General features: G+C 67.9%; 17 protein-coding genes. 8 read left to right on the top strand and 9 right to left on the bottom strand.

Annotated features, from left to right (window positions below; all coding sequences use genetic code 11):
• Positions 1–87: 87 nt before the first annotated feature.
• Positions 88–234, top strand: coding sequence for a hypothetical protein (locus tag JF781_RS10980; RefSeq protein WP_225327668.1), 147 nt, complete (start codon positions 88–90; stop codon positions 232–234).
• A 178-nt stretch (positions 235–412) separates the two neighbouring features.
• Positions 413–2617, top strand: a complete 2205-nt coding sequence (locus JF781_RS10985) for an LGFP repeat-containing protein (protein WP_225327669.1) — start codon at positions 413–415, stop codon at positions 2615–2617.
• Between the two features lie 10 nt (positions 2618–2627).
• On the opposite strand, the gene lexA is transcribed toward JF781_RS10985, so the two are convergent.
• On the bottom strand, positions 2628–3341 hold the full coding sequence (lexA, locus tag JF781_RS10990) for a transcriptional repressor LexA (RefSeq protein ID WP_225327670.1): 714 nt from the start codon (positions 3339–3341) through the stop codon (positions 2628–2630).
• A gap of 293 nt (positions 3342–3634) precedes the next feature.
• Here lexA and JF781_RS10995 point away from each other — a divergent pair, with 293 nt between their 5' ends.
• The 3 genes from JF781_RS10995 to JF781_RS11005 all read left to right on the top strand — a co-directional run bounded on the left by JF781_RS10995 (position 3635) and on the right by JF781_RS11005 (position 5276).
• Entirely contained in the window at positions 3635–4129 is a 495-nt protein-coding gene (locus JF781_RS10995; protein WP_225327671.1) for a LysM peptidoglycan-binding domain-containing protein, read from the top strand.
• A 152-nt stretch (positions 4130–4281) separates the two neighbouring features.
• Positions 4282–4746, top strand: coding sequence for a transcriptional regulator NrdR (nrdR, locus tag JF781_RS11000; protein WP_008258565.1), 465 nt, complete (start codon positions 4282–4284; stop codon positions 4744–4746).
• Positions 4747–4790: 44 nt separating this feature from the next.
• Positions 4791–5276, top strand: coding sequence for a peroxynitrite isomerase (locus JF781_RS11005; protein WP_225327672.1), 486 nt, complete (start codon positions 4791–4793; stop codon positions 5274–5276).
• A 24-nt stretch (positions 5277–5300) separates the two neighbouring features.
• On the opposite strand, the gene JF781_RS11010 is transcribed toward JF781_RS11005, so the two are convergent.
• The 3 genes from JF781_RS11010 to JF781_RS11020 form a co-directional block, all read right to left on the bottom strand.
• Positions 5301–5987, bottom strand: a complete 687-nt coding sequence (locus tag JF781_RS11010) for a PhzF family phenazine biosynthesis protein (RefSeq protein ID WP_225327673.1) — start codon at positions 5985–5987, stop codon at positions 5301–5303.
• Positions 5988–6034: 47 nt separating this feature from the next.
• Positions 6035–7066 (bottom strand): alpha/beta fold hydrolase, encoded by a 1032-nt coding sequence (locus JF781_RS11015; protein ID WP_225327674.1) that lies wholly within the window; start codon positions 7064–7066, stop codon positions 6035–6037.
• Positions 7067–7127: 61 nt separating this feature from the next.
• On the bottom strand, positions 7128–8099 hold the full coding sequence (locus JF781_RS11020; RefSeq protein ID WP_225327675.1) for a proteasome assembly chaperone family protein: 972 nt from the start codon (positions 8097–8099) through the stop codon (positions 7128–7130).
• Positions 8100–8328: 229 nt separating this feature from the next.
• Between JF781_RS11020 and JF781_RS11025 the strand changes: the two genes are divergently transcribed.
• The gene (locus tag JF781_RS11025; protein WP_225327676.1) at positions 8329–9165 is read left to right on the top strand and encodes a serine protease; all 837 of its coding nucleotides are present in this window, start codon (positions 8329–8331) and stop codon (positions 9163–9165) included.
• Here JF781_RS11025 and sthA read toward each other — a convergent pair whose 3' ends face one another.
• Positions 9166–10581 carry a Si-specific NAD(P)(+) transhydrogenase gene (gene sthA, locus JF781_RS11030; RefSeq protein WP_225327677.1) on the bottom strand — a complete coding sequence of 472 codons (1416 nt, stop codon included), beginning with the start codon at positions 10579–10581 and terminating at the stop codon, positions 9166–9168.
• A 113-nt stretch (positions 10582–10694) separates the two neighbouring features.
• Here sthA and JF781_RS11035 point away from each other — a divergent pair, with 113 nt between their 5' ends.
• The gene (locus JF781_RS11035; RefSeq protein ID WP_225327678.1) at positions 10695–11756 is read left to right on the top strand and encodes a DUF4192 domain-containing protein; all 1062 of its coding nucleotides are present in this window, start codon (positions 10695–10697) and stop codon (positions 11754–11756) included.
• 20 nt (positions 11757–11776) lie between these two features.
• Here the strand turns inward: JF781_RS11035 and JF781_RS11040 are convergent, their stop codons facing one another.
• The 3 genes from JF781_RS11040 to JF781_RS11050 form a co-directional block, all read right to left on the bottom strand.
• A complete protein-coding gene (locus JF781_RS11040) occupies positions 11777–12466 on the bottom strand; it encodes a metal-dependent transcriptional regulator (protein WP_225327679.1) in 690 nt (229 codons plus the stop codon).
• A gap of 129 nt (positions 12467–12595) precedes the next feature.
• A complete protein-coding gene (sigB, locus tag JF781_RS11045) occupies positions 12596–13585 on the bottom strand; it encodes a sigma-70 family RNA polymerase sigma factor SigB (protein WP_225327680.1) in 990 nt (329 codons plus the stop codon).
• 135 nt (positions 13586–13720) lie between these two features.
• Complete coding sequence (locus JF781_RS11050) at positions 13721–14167, bottom strand: DUF3099 domain-containing protein (protein WP_225327681.1); 447 nt, start codon at positions 14165–14167, stop codon at positions 13721–13723.
• Between the two features lie 69 nt (positions 14168–14236).
• On the opposite strand from JF781_RS11050, the gene JF781_RS11055 reads away from it, so the two are divergent.
• A complete protein-coding gene (locus tag JF781_RS11055; RefSeq protein ID WP_225327682.1) occupies positions 14237–14476 on the top strand; it encodes a DUF3039 domain-containing protein in 240 nt (79 codons plus the stop codon).
• Here JF781_RS11055 and JF781_RS11060 read toward each other — a convergent pair whose 3' ends face one another.
• Positions 14477–15478 (bottom strand): YihY/virulence factor BrkB family protein, encoded by a 1002-nt coding sequence (locus tag JF781_RS11060; protein ID WP_225327683.1) that lies wholly within the window; start codon positions 15476–15478, stop codon positions 14477–14479.

The raw sequence follows: 15478 nt of genomic DNA on the forward strand, positions 1-15478 counted from the left end.
TTTATCTGCGCCGCCGAGGTCGCTTCGTGCGCCAGCAGCAACCTCGGTGCGCGCAATTCCGCTGTGCGAGTCCGCAGTTTGGAAGTCGTGCACGACGACCACGGTCGCGATCGGCTTTCGGTGCGCTATTCGCAACGGCGCTGGGGTGGTGGCATGGTTTGTCGCGGTTTGGCCGTGGCCCGGCATCATTTCGACATCGGTGTGGTATCCCTTTTTGTAAAATTCGTGATTTGACTTCGCATTTCTTGTTGGCAGGAGCAAAGTTATGCGAGCCCGGCGATAAGGCGGATCGTGCGCGGGTCCATTCCCCGCGGAAGAACGGCCCGCTCGCCGGTTATGCAGGTAAGGGCATAGCCGCAGATAGAGCCGTATCCGGAGGCTGGAAGGCTTGGTGAAGGTGCACAGAGGTCACATGCGCAAGCTGATCGGAAGCGCGCTGGTCAGCTTGACGACCACAGCACTGGCCGCCGTATTGCTGGCGCCCGCCGCCACCGCGAGCCCGATAGGCGACGCCGAAGCGGCGATGATGGCCGCGTGGGAAAAGGCCGGCGGCGACACGTCCCCGCTCGGCCCCCGCAAGGGCGATGTCTACCCCGCCGGAGACGGGTTCGCCCTGAACTTCGACGGCGGCAAGATGTTCTTCACCCCGGCCACCGGAGCCAAATTCGCCTACGGGCCCATCCTGGAGAAATACGAGATGCTGGGCGGGCCGGCCGGCAGCGATCTGGGTTTCCCGGCCATCAACGAAGTGCCGGGCCTGGCCGGCCCCGACAGCCGGGTGATCACCTTCTCGGCCACCGACAAGCCGGTCATTTTCTGGACGCCCGAGCACGGCCCGTACGTGGTGCGCGGCGCCATCAACTCCGCCTGGGACAAGCTCGGCAGTTCGGGCGGCGTGCTCGGTGTGCCGGTCGGCGACGAGACCTACAACGGCGAGGTGTCCTCGCAGAAGTTCAGCGGCGGACAGCTTTCGTGGAACCGGCAGACCAAGGAGTTCACCACCGAACCGCCGGGGCTGGCCGACCAGTTGAAGGGCCTGCAGGTCGCGATCGATCCCACCGCGGCCATCAACATGGCCTGGCGCGCCGCCGGGGGGCCCAACGGACCGCTGGGCGCCAAGCAGGGCGGGCAGACCCCCATCGGCGGTGACGGCATCGTCCAGAACTTCGCCGGCGGCAAGGTGTTCTTCACCCCGGCTACCGGTGCGAACGCCCTCGAGACCGACATACTGTCCAAATACGAGTCGCTCGGCGGGCCTGTCGGCAGCGACCTCGGCTTCCCCGTCACCAACGAAACCGACGGCGGAATCGGTCCTTCCAGCCGGATCTGCACCTTCGCGGCCACCGACAAGCCGGTGATCTTCCGGACCGCCGAGCACGGCGCGTTCGTCGTGCGCGGGGCGATGAAGGCCGCCTGGGACAAACTTCGCGGTCCGGCCGGCAAACTGGGGGCGCCGGTCGGCGACCAAGCCGTGGACGGCGACGTGATCTCCCAGCAGTTCACCGGCGGCAAGATTTCGTGGAACCGGGCGAAGAACACGTTCAGCACGGATCCGTCCAACCTGGCGCCGTTGTTGAGCGGACTGCAGGTGTCGGGTCAGAACCAGCCGAGCAATGCGGCCATGCCGTCCCACGCCAACAAATTCGGCGGGCATTCGTGGTGGTGGCTGGCCGCGATACCGGTCCTGGTGCTGCTGGTGGTGTTGGTGTGGGTGCTGTCCGCTTGGCGCCGGCGTCGCTCCGGGAGCGAGGATGCCGCCGGCTATGCGCCCGATCACGGCTATGACGCGGCCGACGCGCCCTGGGGGCCGGAGGAACCCGACCTCGCGACCGAGCATTTCGCGCTCGGCGGGTCGCAGGAACCCGAGCGGCCGACGGAGGCCGCGGCCACCGCGCGGGTCAGCTGGCAGCGTCAGGTTCCGACGGAGAGCGAATACGGGCTCGAGGAGGAGGACCCCGACGCGATCGACACCGACTCCATCCCCGTCGTGTCGGAGGAGATGCTGTCGGAGGCCGACTATCCCGACGCCGAAGCCGATTACACCGACTACACCGACGCCGTTCCCGAGGTCGCCGAGTCCGAGACCGCGGATGACGCCGCCTACGTCGACGCCGACTACGCGGACGCCGGCTACGTCGAGGACGAGTACGCAAAGGACGAGTATCCCGACGTCGCCGTTCCGCACACCCCGCCGGACGCCGAGGCCGTGACCGGCGCCCTGGAAACCGCCGGCCCCGAGGATGAGTATCCCGACGTCGCCGTGCTGGATGCGGAAGTCGAACCCGAAGAGGGTGTCACGGCGGAGCCCGACATGTCCGGGGCCGCCGAGGCCGCGGCCTTCGCCGCCGGCGCGGCGCAGCGATCCGGCGGGCGGCACGCCGCCGCGGACGAGGAAGACGGCGCGGACAACGGGCTGGCGGGCCCGGATGGGCGTCCGACCATCCATCTGCCGCTCGACGACCCGTACCAGGCGCCCGACGGCTACCCGATCAAGGCGAGCGCTCGTTACGGCCTGTATTACACGCCGGGCAGCGACCTGTACCAGGACACGCTCCCCGAGATCTGGTTGTCCAGCGAAGAGGTCGCCTTGGCCAACGGCTTCACCAGGGCCGACTAGCCGCCGGTCGCTAGACCTTGCGGATCACCGTGACGACCTTGCCCAGCACGGACGCGTCGTTGCCCGGGATGGGGTCGAACGCCGGGTTGTGCGGCATCAGCCACACCTGACCGCCGGCGCGTTTGAACGTCTTGACGGTCGCCTCGCCGTCCAGCAACGCCGCGACGATGTCGCCGTTGTCGGCGACGTTCTGCTGGCGCACCACCACCCAGTCGCCGTCACAGATCGCGGCCTCCACCATCGAGTCACCCACCACCTTGAGCAGGAACAGCGTGCCCTCGCCGACCAGCTCACGCGGCAGCGGGAACACATCTTCGACGGCCTCTTCGGCGAGGATCGGTCCACCGGCGGCGATACGGCCCAGAACCGGGACGAACGTCGGTTCTGGCAACGCATCCGACCCGGCCACCTCGGTGGCGGGCGCCGCCACGTCGTCGTCGGCGCCGCGGACATCGACCGCCCGTGGGCGGTTGGGGTCGCGGCGCAAATACCCCTTGCGTTCCAGCGTGCGCAGCTGGTGGGCCACCGAGGACGTCGACGTCAGCCCGACGGCGTCGCCGATCTCCCGGATGCTCGGGGGATAGCCGCGGCTGGTCACCGAGGCGCGAATGACATTCAAAATGGTCCGCTGCCGTTCGGTCAGCGCGGAATCCACGGAGTGCAGCCGGCCGCCCGCTCCGGCCGGGCCGGTGTCGTTCGGGGAAGTGTCGTTGCTGTCGCCCATGACACTGAATGTAACGGCACCGCCGACAAGAATCAAACATGTGTTCGACTTGCGTGTCGCCCCGGCGCGCCGTGGCCGGAAAGACGCCGCCATCGGCCGAATCACAAATGTGTAACTCTTGCCGAGATCGGGTATTTGTGCCTCGTGACAGTGGTAGAGGCCGACGGAGTTGTCGGTGGCGTGATCTAGCGTTTTGCTCGTGCGACACGCTTCGCTCAAATGTTCGGGTTTCGAACACACGAGCGATTAGAGTCGAACACACGAGCGAGAGCTAGTTGACCGGAGGAACGCAGATGACAATCATCCACACGCTTGCGCCGCGTACCAGCAGTCTTCGGCGCCCGATCAACGGACCGGTGCAGGGCGTTCGGTACGGCAGGGACGGGCTGGCCCGCTCGCGGCGTCCCGCGCCGGCACGGCCGGCGGGCGCGCCGACGCGTTACTACGGCACCGGGGTCGCGATGTCGGTCGCCGCGCACCGCAGGCGCTCCGTCACGTGGCTGACGACGGTCGGTCTGGCATTGGCCGCCGGGGCGATCACCTTGTGGCTGGGTCTCGTCGCGAATGTCGGGCAGGTACTCAACGGTGACTCGACGAATTCGGCCGCGCCCGTACCGAACCGGCTCGCCGTCGTGCGGGTCGACGCGGGGGAGTCGCTGCAGGATGTCGCTCACCGCGTGGCGCCCGACGCGCCGGCCGCCCAGGTGGCCGACCGCATCCGTGAGCTCAACGACCTGAACTCGCCGACGCTGGTTGCGGGCCAAACGCTGATCGCTCCGATCGGCTGACGGCCGTTGTGCGACAACGGGTCCGGCCCGGCACGCGGCCGGCGCGCGTGGCGCGGCCCCGCGGACGGCGGCTCCGTTAGCCGCGCAGGTCAGCGCACAGGTACGCTCAAAGTTCTGCGGTACCCCGTTGTCGGCACGGTGAAGGAGCGGTCATGCACTGTCCCTTCTGCCGCCACCCGGATTCCCGGGTGATCGACTCGCGCGAAACCGACGAGGGGCAGGCGATCCGGCGCCGCCGGTCGTGCCCCGAGTGCGGAAAACGTTTCACCACCGTGGAAACCGCGGTCCTGGCGGTGGTCAAGCGCAGCGGTGTCACCGAGCCCTTCAGCAGGGAAAAGGTCATCAGCGGAGTCCGACGGGCCTGCCAGGGCCGTCAGGTAGATGACGACGCGCTGAATCTGCTGGCCCAGCAGGTCGAAGACACCGTGCGCGCCGTGGCCTCCCCGGAGGTCCCCAGCCACGAGGTCGGCCTGGCCATCCTGGGGCCGTTGCGCGACCTCGACGAGGTGGCGTACTTGCGGTTCGCCTCCGTGTATCGCTCGTTCGAGTCCGCGGACGACTTCGAGCGCGAGATCCAGGCGCTTCGTGAGCACCGCGGAGTGGCCACTCCGGGCTGACGATCTCGCCGGGCTCGGACCGGGCGGCCCGCTAGGCTCGGTGCATGCCCCCTGAGTTGCATCCCGACCTCGCGGCCCTGGCCCCGCTCCTGGGCACCTGGGTCGGCCAGGGTGCGGGCAAATACCCGACGATCCCGCCGTTCGACTACCTCGAAGAGGTCACGTTCGCCCATGTGGGCAAACCATTTCTGGCCTACGCCCAGAAAACCAAGGCGGTGGCCGACGGCAAGCCGTTACACGCCGAGACGGGATATTTTCGCGTGCCGCAACCGGGCCGCGTCGAACTGGTGTTGGCCCATCCCAGTGGCATCACCGAGATCGAGGTCGGAACCTATTCGGTCACCGGCGACGTCCTCGAAATGCAGATGTCCACCACGGCCGTCGGCCTGACTCCCACCGCCAAAGAGGTGACGGGACTTGGCCGTTCCTTCCGCATCGACGGCGACGAGCTGTCCTACTCCGTGCAAATGGGCGCGGTCGGCCAGCCGCTGCAGGACCACCTCGCCGCGGTGTTGCGCCGGCAGCGCTGAGCGTTCGCCACCCGCGGCCCGTCGTCAGTCCACCTGTCGCACACCGTCATTGACCACCCGTCCGGCCACCGCGACCCAGCCTTCGGCGCTCCAGGTGGTTTCGATGACGGAGCCGTTGCCCTGGGTGATCCGCAGGTTTCGGCTCAGGTAGTCGGTGATCCGCATCGCGGCCGAACCGGTGGCCTCGTCTTCGGGCACGCCGAGGTTGGCGGCGAACATGCGCACCCGCAGCGACCCGGTGGCCCGGTCGGTCCAGGCCCACAGGTAGTGCGCCGTGTCGTCGGGAAAGTCCGTCGGGTCGGCGGCGAGAACATCGTCGGCCGAACCGAATTCGTGCAGCGCGAACTCGGGTGCCCATTCCGCGCGGGCGCTGATGCGGGTGTGGTGTTCGTCGTAGCCCACCTGCACGATGCCCGCCGGTATCTGCAGCGTGTTGATCGGTGAACCGTGTTCCCGCAGCCACCACGAGGCGCCGACCGTCGGATGCCCGGCGAACGGGAGCTCCGTCCGGGGCGTGTAGATCGTGGCGTGCGCGGTTGCCGAGCCCGCGGCCGGAAGGTCAACGAAAACCGTTTCGCTGTAGCCCAATTGGGTGGCCAACCGCTGCCGGTCCGCGACCCGCACCTGGCCGGCATCCACCACGCCCAGCGGATTGCCGAAATTGCCGTCCGCATCGGTGAACACCCGCAACACCGTGACGTCGATACCCATGGCCCGACTGTACGGCCCCGAACCCGGCGGTCTCGATCACGGTGGAATCAGGTGGCGCTGCGTTCGTCGGACCCCATGGCGTTCAGGACGGCGACGCGGGCGCGGGCCGGGCCGGTGACGGCCTGCTCGCCGCCGCCGGTGCGCAGCAACCCGCGCAGGGCGGCCTGGTCGTATTCGGCGGGGGCGGTGGAGTCCATGAAGCGCTCGACGACATCGATGAAGCGGGCCGGATCGTCGTGAAAGGGAAAGTGGCCGGAGCCCTCGAAGATTTCGAGCCGCGAACCGGGCATCGCCGCGTGGGCCATCCACGCGTGCCGCACCGGAACCACCACATCCTTGGTGCCCCAGACGATCTGCACCGGGATGGCTTCGGTCAAATAACATCGGTCGAGCATGGTGACGATCTGACCGCGCCAGTCCACCACCGCCCGCAGGGTCCGGCTGAATGCCGCCGACGCCGTCGGTTCCGGCAGGTCATCGAGGATCCGCAGCACGTTGGGCAGGTCGCGGCCCAGCCCGGTGCTGCCGAACGCGGCGCCCAGGACGCGGCCCACGACCTGAACCGCCGGCAGCACCAGGGGCAATCGCAGCAGGGCGATGGCTTCGCTGCCCATCGGCAGCGACGCCCACCGCAAGACGAAGTTGACGTCCTTGGTCACGCCGCCGGCACCCACCAGGATCAGCCGCTCCACCAAATGCGGGAACTGGTAGGCGAATTGCATGGCCACACCGCCGCCCAGCGAATGACCGACGATGGTCACGCGCTCGATGTCGAGCACGCTGAGCAGGTCGCGCATCCCGTTGGCGTATGCGGCGATCGAGTAGTCCGCGCGCGGCTTGTCGGATCGGCCGTGGCCCAGCAGGTCCGGGGCGATGACCGTGAAGCGCTGGGCGAGCTTGGCCTGCACGGCATTCCACGTGGTGGAGTTGTCGCCGATGCCGTGGATCAGCAGGATCGCCGGCCCGGAGCCCGCGATGCGGTATGCGCGGCGGTAACCGTGGATGGTGCGGAACTCGAGTCTGGGTGCGGTCACTTCACGCACCGGGCGGAGCGTGTTCTTGCGCTTCCGCTCGGTCATAGGGCCAACCTTGCTGTCGGGCCGGGCTAAGGGCGGTGTGGCTGGGGGTTTGGGCCCGGGGTCAGGCCTGGTCGTCGTCGTCGAACTTCTTCTCCGCGTGCTGGGCCAGAAATCGCTCGAATTCTGCGCCTAGCTCGTCGCCGCTCGGCAGATCCTCGTCGCGTGATAGTAACGACCTGTTCTCCTGAGCGTCGATGAAGGCATCGTACTGGCGCTCCAGCGCGGCCACCACCTGAGCGACCTCTGCGCTCGCTTCGACCTGCTCGTCGATCTTGGCCCGAATCACCTCCGCCGCTTCGGTTAACGCGGTCAGCGGCAGCTCGAGGGACGCGGTCTTGGCGACCTGCTCGAGCAAGGCCTGCGCGGCGGCCGGGTAATCGGTCTGCGTGAGGTAGTGCGGGACGTGCACGGTGAAGCCGACCACTTCGTGGCCATGCTGGCCCATCCGGTATTCCAGCAGGTTGGACGCGCTGCCGGGGACCTGGATCTCCGCGATCCACGGCTGGAAATTGGCGATCAACTCCGGGTTGTTGGAGTGCGCGGTCATGGTGGTCGGACGGGTGTGCGGAACCGCCATCGGGACGGTGCCCAGGCCGATGGTCTGGCGCACGCCGAGGCGCTCGGCCAGCAGGCGTACCGCGGTGATGAAGCGCTCCCACTTGAGATCCGGCTCCATGCCCGCCAGCAACAGAAACGGGGTGCCGACGGTGTCGCGCAACGCGTAGAGGCTCAGCTCCGGATCGTCATAGTTGGTGAAGTGATCGGTCTTGAAGGTCATCAGCGGCCGCCGTGAGCGGTAGTCCAGCAATTCGTCGATCGCGAAGGACGCGACCAGCTCGGTATCCAGCACCGCCTTGAGGTGCGAGGCCGCCAGCCGGATGGCGTGACCGGCGTCGGAAAAGCCCTCCAGGGCGTGCACGAGTACGGGGCCGCGGCCGTCGGACGTCGACAACTGCGGCGCCGGCAGCTCCAGTTCGTACATGCCTGGCTGCCCCGGCTGGTACTGATCACCTGGGTCTTGATGGTGATCCATCTTCGATCGCCTCCTCTCGGGCGTCTCTCCAGGGTGCCCTACCAATTGTCCCCCGAATCAGGCGGCACCCACATCGAACAGCGAACTCGGTTCCCCGTCCGCACCCTGGAACGCGATAATTCTCAGCCGTAATCCGGTGAGAACATATCGGGGGGCCCGGCCGGTGCGTCAGCAAACGCCTTCGCGCAGCGCAGTGCGCGGAAGTCGGCTCGCCGCCACACCGTCGGGCATGATGAAGGCGATGCGCATACCGATCCTGGTGCTCTGCTCGGTGGTGGGGGTGGCGACGTCGCTGACGTCGTGTCACCGGCCCGTCGAGCAGGTGTCGGGCGCCCCGGTGTCGGCGCCGCGAACCGGTGGCCCGGTGCAGCGGCTCAGCCAGCCCGAGCAGAAGGCGGTTGCGGGCCCGGTCGAGCCGGACCGGCGCATCGGTGCGATCTTCATCGACGGCGGCCCGCTCCACGTTTGCACCGGTTCGGTGGTGCATTCGAAGGGCGGGGACCTGATCATGACCGCGGCGCATTGCCTGGCCGGAGCGTCGCTGATCACCTTCGTTCCCGGTTTCGCCGGCGACGCCGCGCCCGCTCCCACCGACGTGTGGAAGGCCGACGCGGTCTACCTCGATCCCCGGTGGGTCGCCAGCAAGGATCCGCACGCCGACTACGCGATCGCGCGGGTCAGCAACGACACCGGCGCCGACGTCGAGTCCCGCGCCGGTTTGGCGCTGACGCTGGGCGTGACGCCGCCGCCGGGCAGTCGCGTGACCGTGCTGGGGTATCCGGTCGGCGTGGGCGGGGCGCCCATCGGATGTCAGGGCAGCACCTCGGTCAGCGACAGCGGGTTCCCCGCGCTGGCGTGCGAAGGTCTGGTGGACGGCACCAGCGGCGCGCCCTGGGTCAGCGGCACCACGGTCACCGGCCTGATCGGCGGTCTCGAGCGCGGTGGGTGCGCCGCGGACATCTCGTACTCGGCGCCGTTCGACGGCCAGACCGCCGAGCTGCTGGCCCGCGCCGAAGCCGGTGGCCCGGGCGACCCGGTCCCCAGCGACCTGCAGGACGCCTGCTAGCTAGCGCCGGAACTGGTTGAGCGCGCGCACCTTGTTCATCACGTCGAGCGCGGCCACCTTGTAGGCCTCGGAAAACGTGGGGTAGTTGAACACGGCATCCACCAGGTAGTCCACCGTGCCACCGCACCCCATCACCGCCTGGCCGATGTGCACCATCTCGGTGGCGCTGGTGCCGAAGATGTGCACGCCGAGCAGCTTGAGGTCCTCGGTGGACACCAGCAGCTTGAGCATGCCGTAGGAGTCCCCGGCGATCTGGCCGCGTGCCAGCTCCCGGTACCGGGCCACCCCGACCTCGTAGGGGATGGCGTCCTTGGTCAGCTCCACCTCGGTGGCGCCGACGTAGGAGACCTCGGGGATCGAATAGATGCCGATCGGCTGCAGCTCGGTGATGCCGTCGCACGCTTCCCCGAACGCGTGGTAGGCGGCGAGCCGTCCCTGCTCCATCGAGGTCGCGGCCAGCGCGGGGAAACCGATCACGTCCCCGACGGCGTAGATGTGCGGCACCTTCGTCTGAAAATAATCGTCCACGAAGATCCGGCCGCGGTTGTCGGCCTCGAGCTCGGCGTTGTGCAGGTCGAGATGGTCGGTCTGCCCCTGCCGGCCGGCCGAGTACATCACCGTCTCAGCGGGAATCTGCTTGCCGCTGGCCAAGGTGGTGACGGTGCCCGCCGAGCCGACGTCGACGGCGGTCACCTCCTCACCGAACCGGAACGTCACCGCCAGGTCGCGCAGGTGGAACTTCAGCGCCTCGACCACCTCTGGGTCGCAGAAGTCCAGCATGTCGTCGCGCTTTTCCACCACGGTGACCTTGGTGCCCAGCGCGGCGAACATCGAGGCGTACTCGATGCCGATGACGCCGGCGCCGACGACCACCATCGAGGTGGGCAACGCCTTGAGGTCGAGGATCCCGTCGGAGTCGAGCACGCGCTCTTCGTCGAACTCGACGCCGGACGGCCGCGCGGGCCTGGTGCCGGTGGCGATGACGATGTATTTGCCACTGATGGTTACCTTTTCGCGCCGTGACGGGTCTTCGACCTCGATGGTGTGCGGGTCGACGAATCGCCCGTGACCGATCAGCAGGTCGATGCGGTTGCGCATCAGCTGGTTGCGCACCACGTCCACTTCCTTGCCGATCACGTGCTGGGTGCGGGCCAACAGATCGGCCGGGGTGATCTTCTCTTTCACCCGGTAGCTCGCGCCGTAGAGTTCGCGTTGACTCATCCCGGTGAGGTAAAGCACCGCCTCGCGCAACGTCTTTGACGGGATGGTGCCGGTCTGGACGCACACGCCGCCGATCATCTGGCCGCGTTCGACGACGGCGACCGACTTGCCCAACTTGGCCGAGGCGATGGCGGCCTTCTGCCCGCCAGGCCCCGAACCGATGACCACCATGTCGTACTCTTGCGCCGAGCCCATGGGCTAAACAGTAGAGCAGCACAACTCACAGTGCCGGGTTCATCCACAGCTCCGCCGCCGCGCCGGGGCGCGCGAGCACCGGCTGACGGTGGCGGCCGTCAGCGTTGGTGCTCATGACCACGCATCCCCAACCCGACTTCGAGCTTTCCCGCCCCGGCGCGCTCATCGCCGCGCTGCCCGCCGTTCTCGGCTTCATTCCCGAAAATTCATTGGTTCTAGTGTCTTTGGACGATCGGCAGCTCGGGTCGGTGATGCGGGTCGACCTCTCCGAGGAGTTGGTTGACCGGGTCGGTCATCTCGCGGAGGTCGCCGCCGCGGCCCGGCCCGAGGCCGTCATCGCGGTGATCGTCGACGCGGACGGCGCGCACTGCCCCAGCTGCAACGAGGAGTACCGGCAGCTGTGTGAGGCGCTCGCAGAGTCCTTGTCGCAGCACGGCATTGAGCTGTGGGCCACCCACGTGGTCGACCGGGTCGCCCTGGGCGGGCGCTGGCATTGTGTCGAGGGCTGTGGGTCGAGCGGCCTCGTCGAGGACCCGTCGGCATCGCCGCTGGCGGCCGCGGCGGTGTTGGAGGGCAGGCGGCTCTACCCGCGGCGCGCCGATTTGCAGGCGGTCATCGCGCCCGACGATCCGCAGCGCAGCGCCGCGTTGGCCGGCGCGGTCGGCCGGCAGGCCGCCCGGCGCCGCGCCGCGCATCGCGCGCACCCGGTCCGCTGCACCCGCGGCGATGTGGAGAGCGCGATGGCGGCCGCCGCCCGGGTCGCCTCGGGCGAATCGCTGTCCGACGCCGAACTGGCGGCGCTGGGCTGCGCGCTGAGCGATCCGCAGGTCCGCGACATCCTGTACGCGCTGGCCGTCGGCGAGGGCGCCGACGACGTCGAGTCGCTGTGGGCGGTGCTTTCGCGCACCCTGCCGGCGCCGTGGCGGGTCGAGGCGCTGGTCCTGCTCGCGTTCAGCGCGTACGCGCGCGGCGACGGTCCATTGGCGGGGGTGTCGCTGCAGGAGGCGCTGCGTTGTGAGCCCGGGCATCGGATGGCGGGCATGCTGGACACCGCGTTGCAGTCGGGTCTGCGGCCCGAGGACATCCGGGATCTCGCGCTGACGGGGTACCGGCTGGCCAAGCAGTTCGGGGTGCGGCTACCGCCGCGGCGGCCGTTCGGCCGCAGGGCGGGTTAGCCGGGAGGCGACGGGGTGGGTCAGACCTTTTCGACCTTGACCGCGTGGGCCATCTCGTGGGGCAGGGTGACGTTTTCGTGGCCCGGGATGACGATGGTCACGCCGGCGGGGCCGGTCTCGACGGTCACGCGCGCGTTGGGGACCACGCCGGCGTCCTTGAGGCGGGTGATCAGGCCGGTGTCGCCCTGGACGTGTTCGGTGAGCTGCCGGACCACGACGGCCACCGGGGAGCCGGGGGGCAACTCGGTCAGCCGGACGAGGATGGATTCCTCGGCGCCGGACTCGGGGCCCACACCCAGGTCCAGAAGCCCGGGGATCGGGTTGCCGAAGGGCGACGTGGTCGGGTGGTTGAGCACCTTGACCAATCGCCGCTCGACCTCCTCGCTCATCACGTGCTCCCAGCGGCACGCCTCGGCGTGCACTTCTTCCCAGGGCACCCCAATGACGTCGACCAGCAATCGCTCGGCGAGGCGGTGCTTGCGCATGACGGCCACGGCCAGCGCCCGGCCCTTGTCGGTGAGCTCGAGGTGGCGGTCACCGGCCACGTGGAGCAACCCGTCGCGCTCCATGCGGGACACGGTTTGGCTGACAGTCGGCCCGCTCTGATCGAGGCGTTCGGCGATTCGGGCACGTAGCGGCGTCACGCCCTCTTCTTCGAGGTCGTAGATGGTCCGCAGGTACATCTCGGTGGTGTCAACCAGGTCGTTCATTCAGCACCTTCCATCGACGCTGAGTCTACTTGGCCAGCTGCGTGAATGGGTGTAACGCCTCCCAGGCAAGCAGTATGCCCGCCGCTGACGCGGCGGGCATACCGGCTGCTACCTAGCTTGAGTGAGTTGTCAGCTCGCGTATGACCGTAGCCTGTCGGCGCGCTCCCCGTTGCGGAGTTTGGACATTACGTCCCGCTCGATTTGGCGGACCCGCTCGCGGGACAGCCCGAACAGCTTGCCGATCTGGTCCAACGTGCGCGGCTGGCCGTCGTCGAGGCCGAACCGCAACCGGATCACCTGGCGCTCGCGCTCGTCGAGCGTGGCCAGCACGCTGCGGATGTCGGTGTGCAGCAACTCGGCGATCACCGCGTTCTCGGCCGACATCGCCTCGGCGTCCTCGATGAAGTCGCCCAGCGGGGCTTCTTCCTCGGAGCCGACCGGCATGTCCAGGCTCACCGGGTCGCGGCTGTGCTCGAGCAGGTCGTTGATCTTGTCGACCGGGATGCCGGATTCGGCGGCCAGTTCCTCATCGGTGGCCTCGCGGCCGAGGTTCTGGTGCATCTCGCGCTTGATGCGCGCCAGCTTGTTGACCTGCTCCACCAGGTGGACGGGCAGCCGGATGGTGCGGCTCTGGTCGGCCATGCCGCGGGTGATGGCCTGACGGATCCACCACGTGGCGTAGGTCGAGAACTTGAATCCCTTTGTGTAGTCGAACTTTTCCATCGCGCGGATCAATCCGAGGTTGCCCTCCTGGATCAGGTCCAGCAGCGGCATGCCGCGGCCCGTGTACCGCTTGGCCAGCGACACCACCAGGCGCAGGTTCGCTTCCAGCAGATGACGGCGCGCCGCCTTACCATCGCGCACCACGGCCTCTAGATCGCGTTTACGGTTCTCCCCGAGGCGCTTACGCGTTTCGAGCAGGTGCTCGGCATAGAGCCCGGCTTCGATGCGCTTCGCGAGTTCGACTTCCCCCGCCGCATTCAGCAACGCCGTCTTACCGATTCCGTTCAGATACACACGCACTAGATCCGCCGCGGGACTCTGAGCATCCAGATCGCCGTCAAATCTGCTCGTGCTGGCGTTCGCCATAGCGACCTCCCGTTCGGCTTGTACTGTCATCGAGTTCAACGACCGATCAGGTTTCAGAGTTCCCAGCGGTTCCCCATCTCACACGTCTTGACGTGCACAAATGTGCCGCAGACCTGAGAATGTCCTGAGAAGTGCGCGACGACGGCACCTGACACGCAACGACCGCTAGCCGCGGTCGGTTCCGCCTGGCGGGTCGGGAGGCCACCCCGGTTGGGGGTGCCGCGGAGCCTCCAGCGCGGGGCGTTCGGCGCGGGGGAACAGGGGGGTGCGCCGGCGGGCATTGTCGAACCGGCGAGGCTCGTCGGGGCGGCGCGGCGGCCGGTCGTTGGCGATCAGCACGGCCATCCACGGCAGGGGGATGGACACCGCCACGATCGCCAGCGAGATCAAACCGTTGTGCCAGGCGCCGTAGGCGAGCGCGGCGAGGATGAGCGCCGGAATCCGGAAAGCCATCAGGGTCAGGTATTTACGGACCCGCGCGCGGTGCTGCTCCTCATAGGAGGGCTCGGCGGCGGTGATGAGCACTGGGCGGCCCTTGTTGCCGTCGAAGTCATCGAAGCTGCCGTCGAACCCCGATTCGGAGCCGTGCTTCATTTCTCCACTGTCCCACAACTGGCGGATTCCGGCTTGGCCGGTTTCGGGGCAGCTCGCAGCGCGCCGGGCAGTGCAAGAATGTCAGGTATGCAGACCCAGACGATCGAGCGCACCGACACCGACGAACGCGTCGACGACGGGACCGACAGCGACACACCCAAGTATTTTCACTACGTCAAGAAGGACAAGATCGCCGAGAGCGCGGTGATGGGCAACCACGTGGTGGCGTTGTGCGGCGAGGTGTTCCCCGTCACCAAGGCGGCCAAGCCGGGCTCGCCGGTCTGCCCGGAGTGCAAGCAGATTTACGACCGGCTCAAGAAGGGCTGATCACCCCGGCGGCTTCGCCGGCGCGGTATCGCGTTGTTGCGTTGCGGGATTCGCGATCGGGCTGGCCAGCGTCTCCACCGTCCGCTTCAGGGCGGGCGAACGGGAGAACAACCAGGTGCGCACCCGGTGGGCGTGCGTGGTGGGCGCTGGGAATTCTTCCTGGACGGCGGCATTGAGCTCCGCGCCGAGCATGATCGCGAAGCCACCGAAGAACGCGAACAACAGGAAAGCGATCGGGGTGGACAGCGCGCCGTACGTGTAGCCGGTGCTGGTGATCCATCTCAGGTAGAACCGTAGGCCCAGCGTGGCGGTGACGAACACCGTGGTCGCCAGCATCGCGCCGAGGATCAGCCGGTGTGACGGCAGCGGCTCCGGCAGCGCGACCCGGTAGAGGATCATCACCCCGAGCGTCAGGCCGATGATCAGCGCCGGGTAGTAGCCGTAGCGCAGCACGTTGGACAGGCCGAGCGGGATGTGTTCTTCCACCTTGCGCGGGCCCACCACCACCAGCGGCGCCGTCGCCACCACAACCACCAGCATCACGACGTAGAGGAACAGCGCGAAGAAGCGCTGCCGCACCGGATGGCGCAACGGCGTCTGGTCGTGCGCCTCGACGACGGAGTCGACGAACGCCGAGATGGCCGACGACCCCGCCCACAGCGAGATGATGAAACCCAACGACACCACCTCACCGCGGGCGTTGTTGGCGATGTCGTGGACGGTCGGCTCGATGATCTCGTTGACCACGCTGGGGGAGAACACGCTGTGCGCGGTCGAAATCAGCTGCCGCAGGATGTTGGGCAGCATGTCCGGCCCGAACAGCGGCGCCACGTAGGCCATGGTGCCCAGCATCCCAAGCAGCAGCGGCGGCAGGGACAACGCCGACCAAAAACCCGCCTGAGCCGACTCGGAAAAGATCGAGTCGTCCCAACTCTTGGAAAGAGCCCTCAGGGTGATTCGCCAGATGTGGTGGCGCGATGGTTTTGCGACCTGATCGCTCAT

Source organism: Mycobacterium sp. WUMAC-067 (assembly GCF_020217485.1).
Taxonomy (GTDB): domain Bacteria; phylum Actinomycetota; class Actinomycetes; order Mycobacteriales; family Mycobacteriaceae; genus Mycobacterium.

What these genes read in the sequence shown, in the direction of transcription:
- JF781_RS11035 (WP_225327678.1), top strand. Translation starts at nt 10,695, where the DNA reads ATGACCACGCATCCCCAACCCGACTTCGAGCTTTCCCGCCCCGGCGCG.
- JF781_RS11005 (WP_225327672.1), top strand. Translation starts at nt 4,791, where the DNA reads ATGCCCCCTGAGTTGCATCCCGACCTCGCGGCCCTGGCCCCGCTCCTG.
- JF781_RS10995 (WP_225327671.1), top strand. Translation starts at nt 3,635, where the DNA reads ATGACAATCATCCACACGCTTGCGCCGCGTACCAGCAGTCTTCGGCGC.
- JF781_RS11015 (WP_225327674.1), bottom strand. Translation starts at nt 7,066, where the DNA reads ATGACCGAGCGGAAGCGCAAGAACACGCTCCGCCCGGTGCGTGAAGTG.
- lexA (WP_225327670.1), bottom strand. Translation starts at nt 3,341, where the DNA reads ATGGGCGACAGCAACGACACTTCCCCGAACGACACCGGCCCGGCCGGA.
- JF781_RS11020 (WP_225327675.1), bottom strand. Translation starts at nt 8,099, where the DNA reads ATGGATCACCATCAAGACCCAGGTGATCAGTACCAGCCGGGGCAGCCA.
- JF781_RS11010 (WP_225327673.1), bottom strand. Translation starts at nt 5,987, where the DNA reads ATGGGTATCGACGTCACGGTGTTGCGGGTGTTCACCGATGCGGACGGC.
- nrdR (WP_008258565.1), top strand. Translation starts at nt 4,282, where the DNA reads ATGCACTGTCCCTTCTGCCGCCACCCGGATTCCCGGGTGATCGACTCG.
- JF781_RS11025 (WP_225327676.1), top strand. Translation starts at nt 8,329, where the DNA reads ATGATGAAGGCGATGCGCATACCGATCCTGGTGCTCTGCTCGGTGGTG.
- sthA (WP_225327677.1), bottom strand. Translation starts at nt 10,581, where the DNA reads ATGGGCTCGGCGCAAGAGTACGACATGGTGGTCATCGGTTCGGGGCCT.
- JF781_RS11060 (WP_225327683.1), bottom strand. Translation starts at nt 15,478, where the DNA reads ATGAGCGATCAGGTCGCAAAACCATCGCGCCACCACATCTGGCGAATC.
- JF781_RS11055 (WP_225327682.1), top strand. Translation starts at nt 14,237, where the DNA reads ATGCAGACCCAGACGATCGAGCGCACCGACACCGACGAACGCGTCGAC.
- sigB (WP_225327680.1), bottom strand. Translation starts at nt 13,585, where the DNA reads ATGACAGTACAAGCCGAACGGGAGGTCGCTATGGCGAACGCCAGCACG.
- JF781_RS11040 (WP_225327679.1), bottom strand. Translation starts at nt 12,466, where the DNA reads ATGAACGACCTGGTTGACACCACCGAGATGTACCTGCGGACCATCTAC.
- JF781_RS10985 (WP_225327669.1), top strand. Translation starts at nt 413, where the DNA reads ATGCGCAAGCTGATCGGAAGCGCGCTGGTCAGCTTGACGACCACAGCA.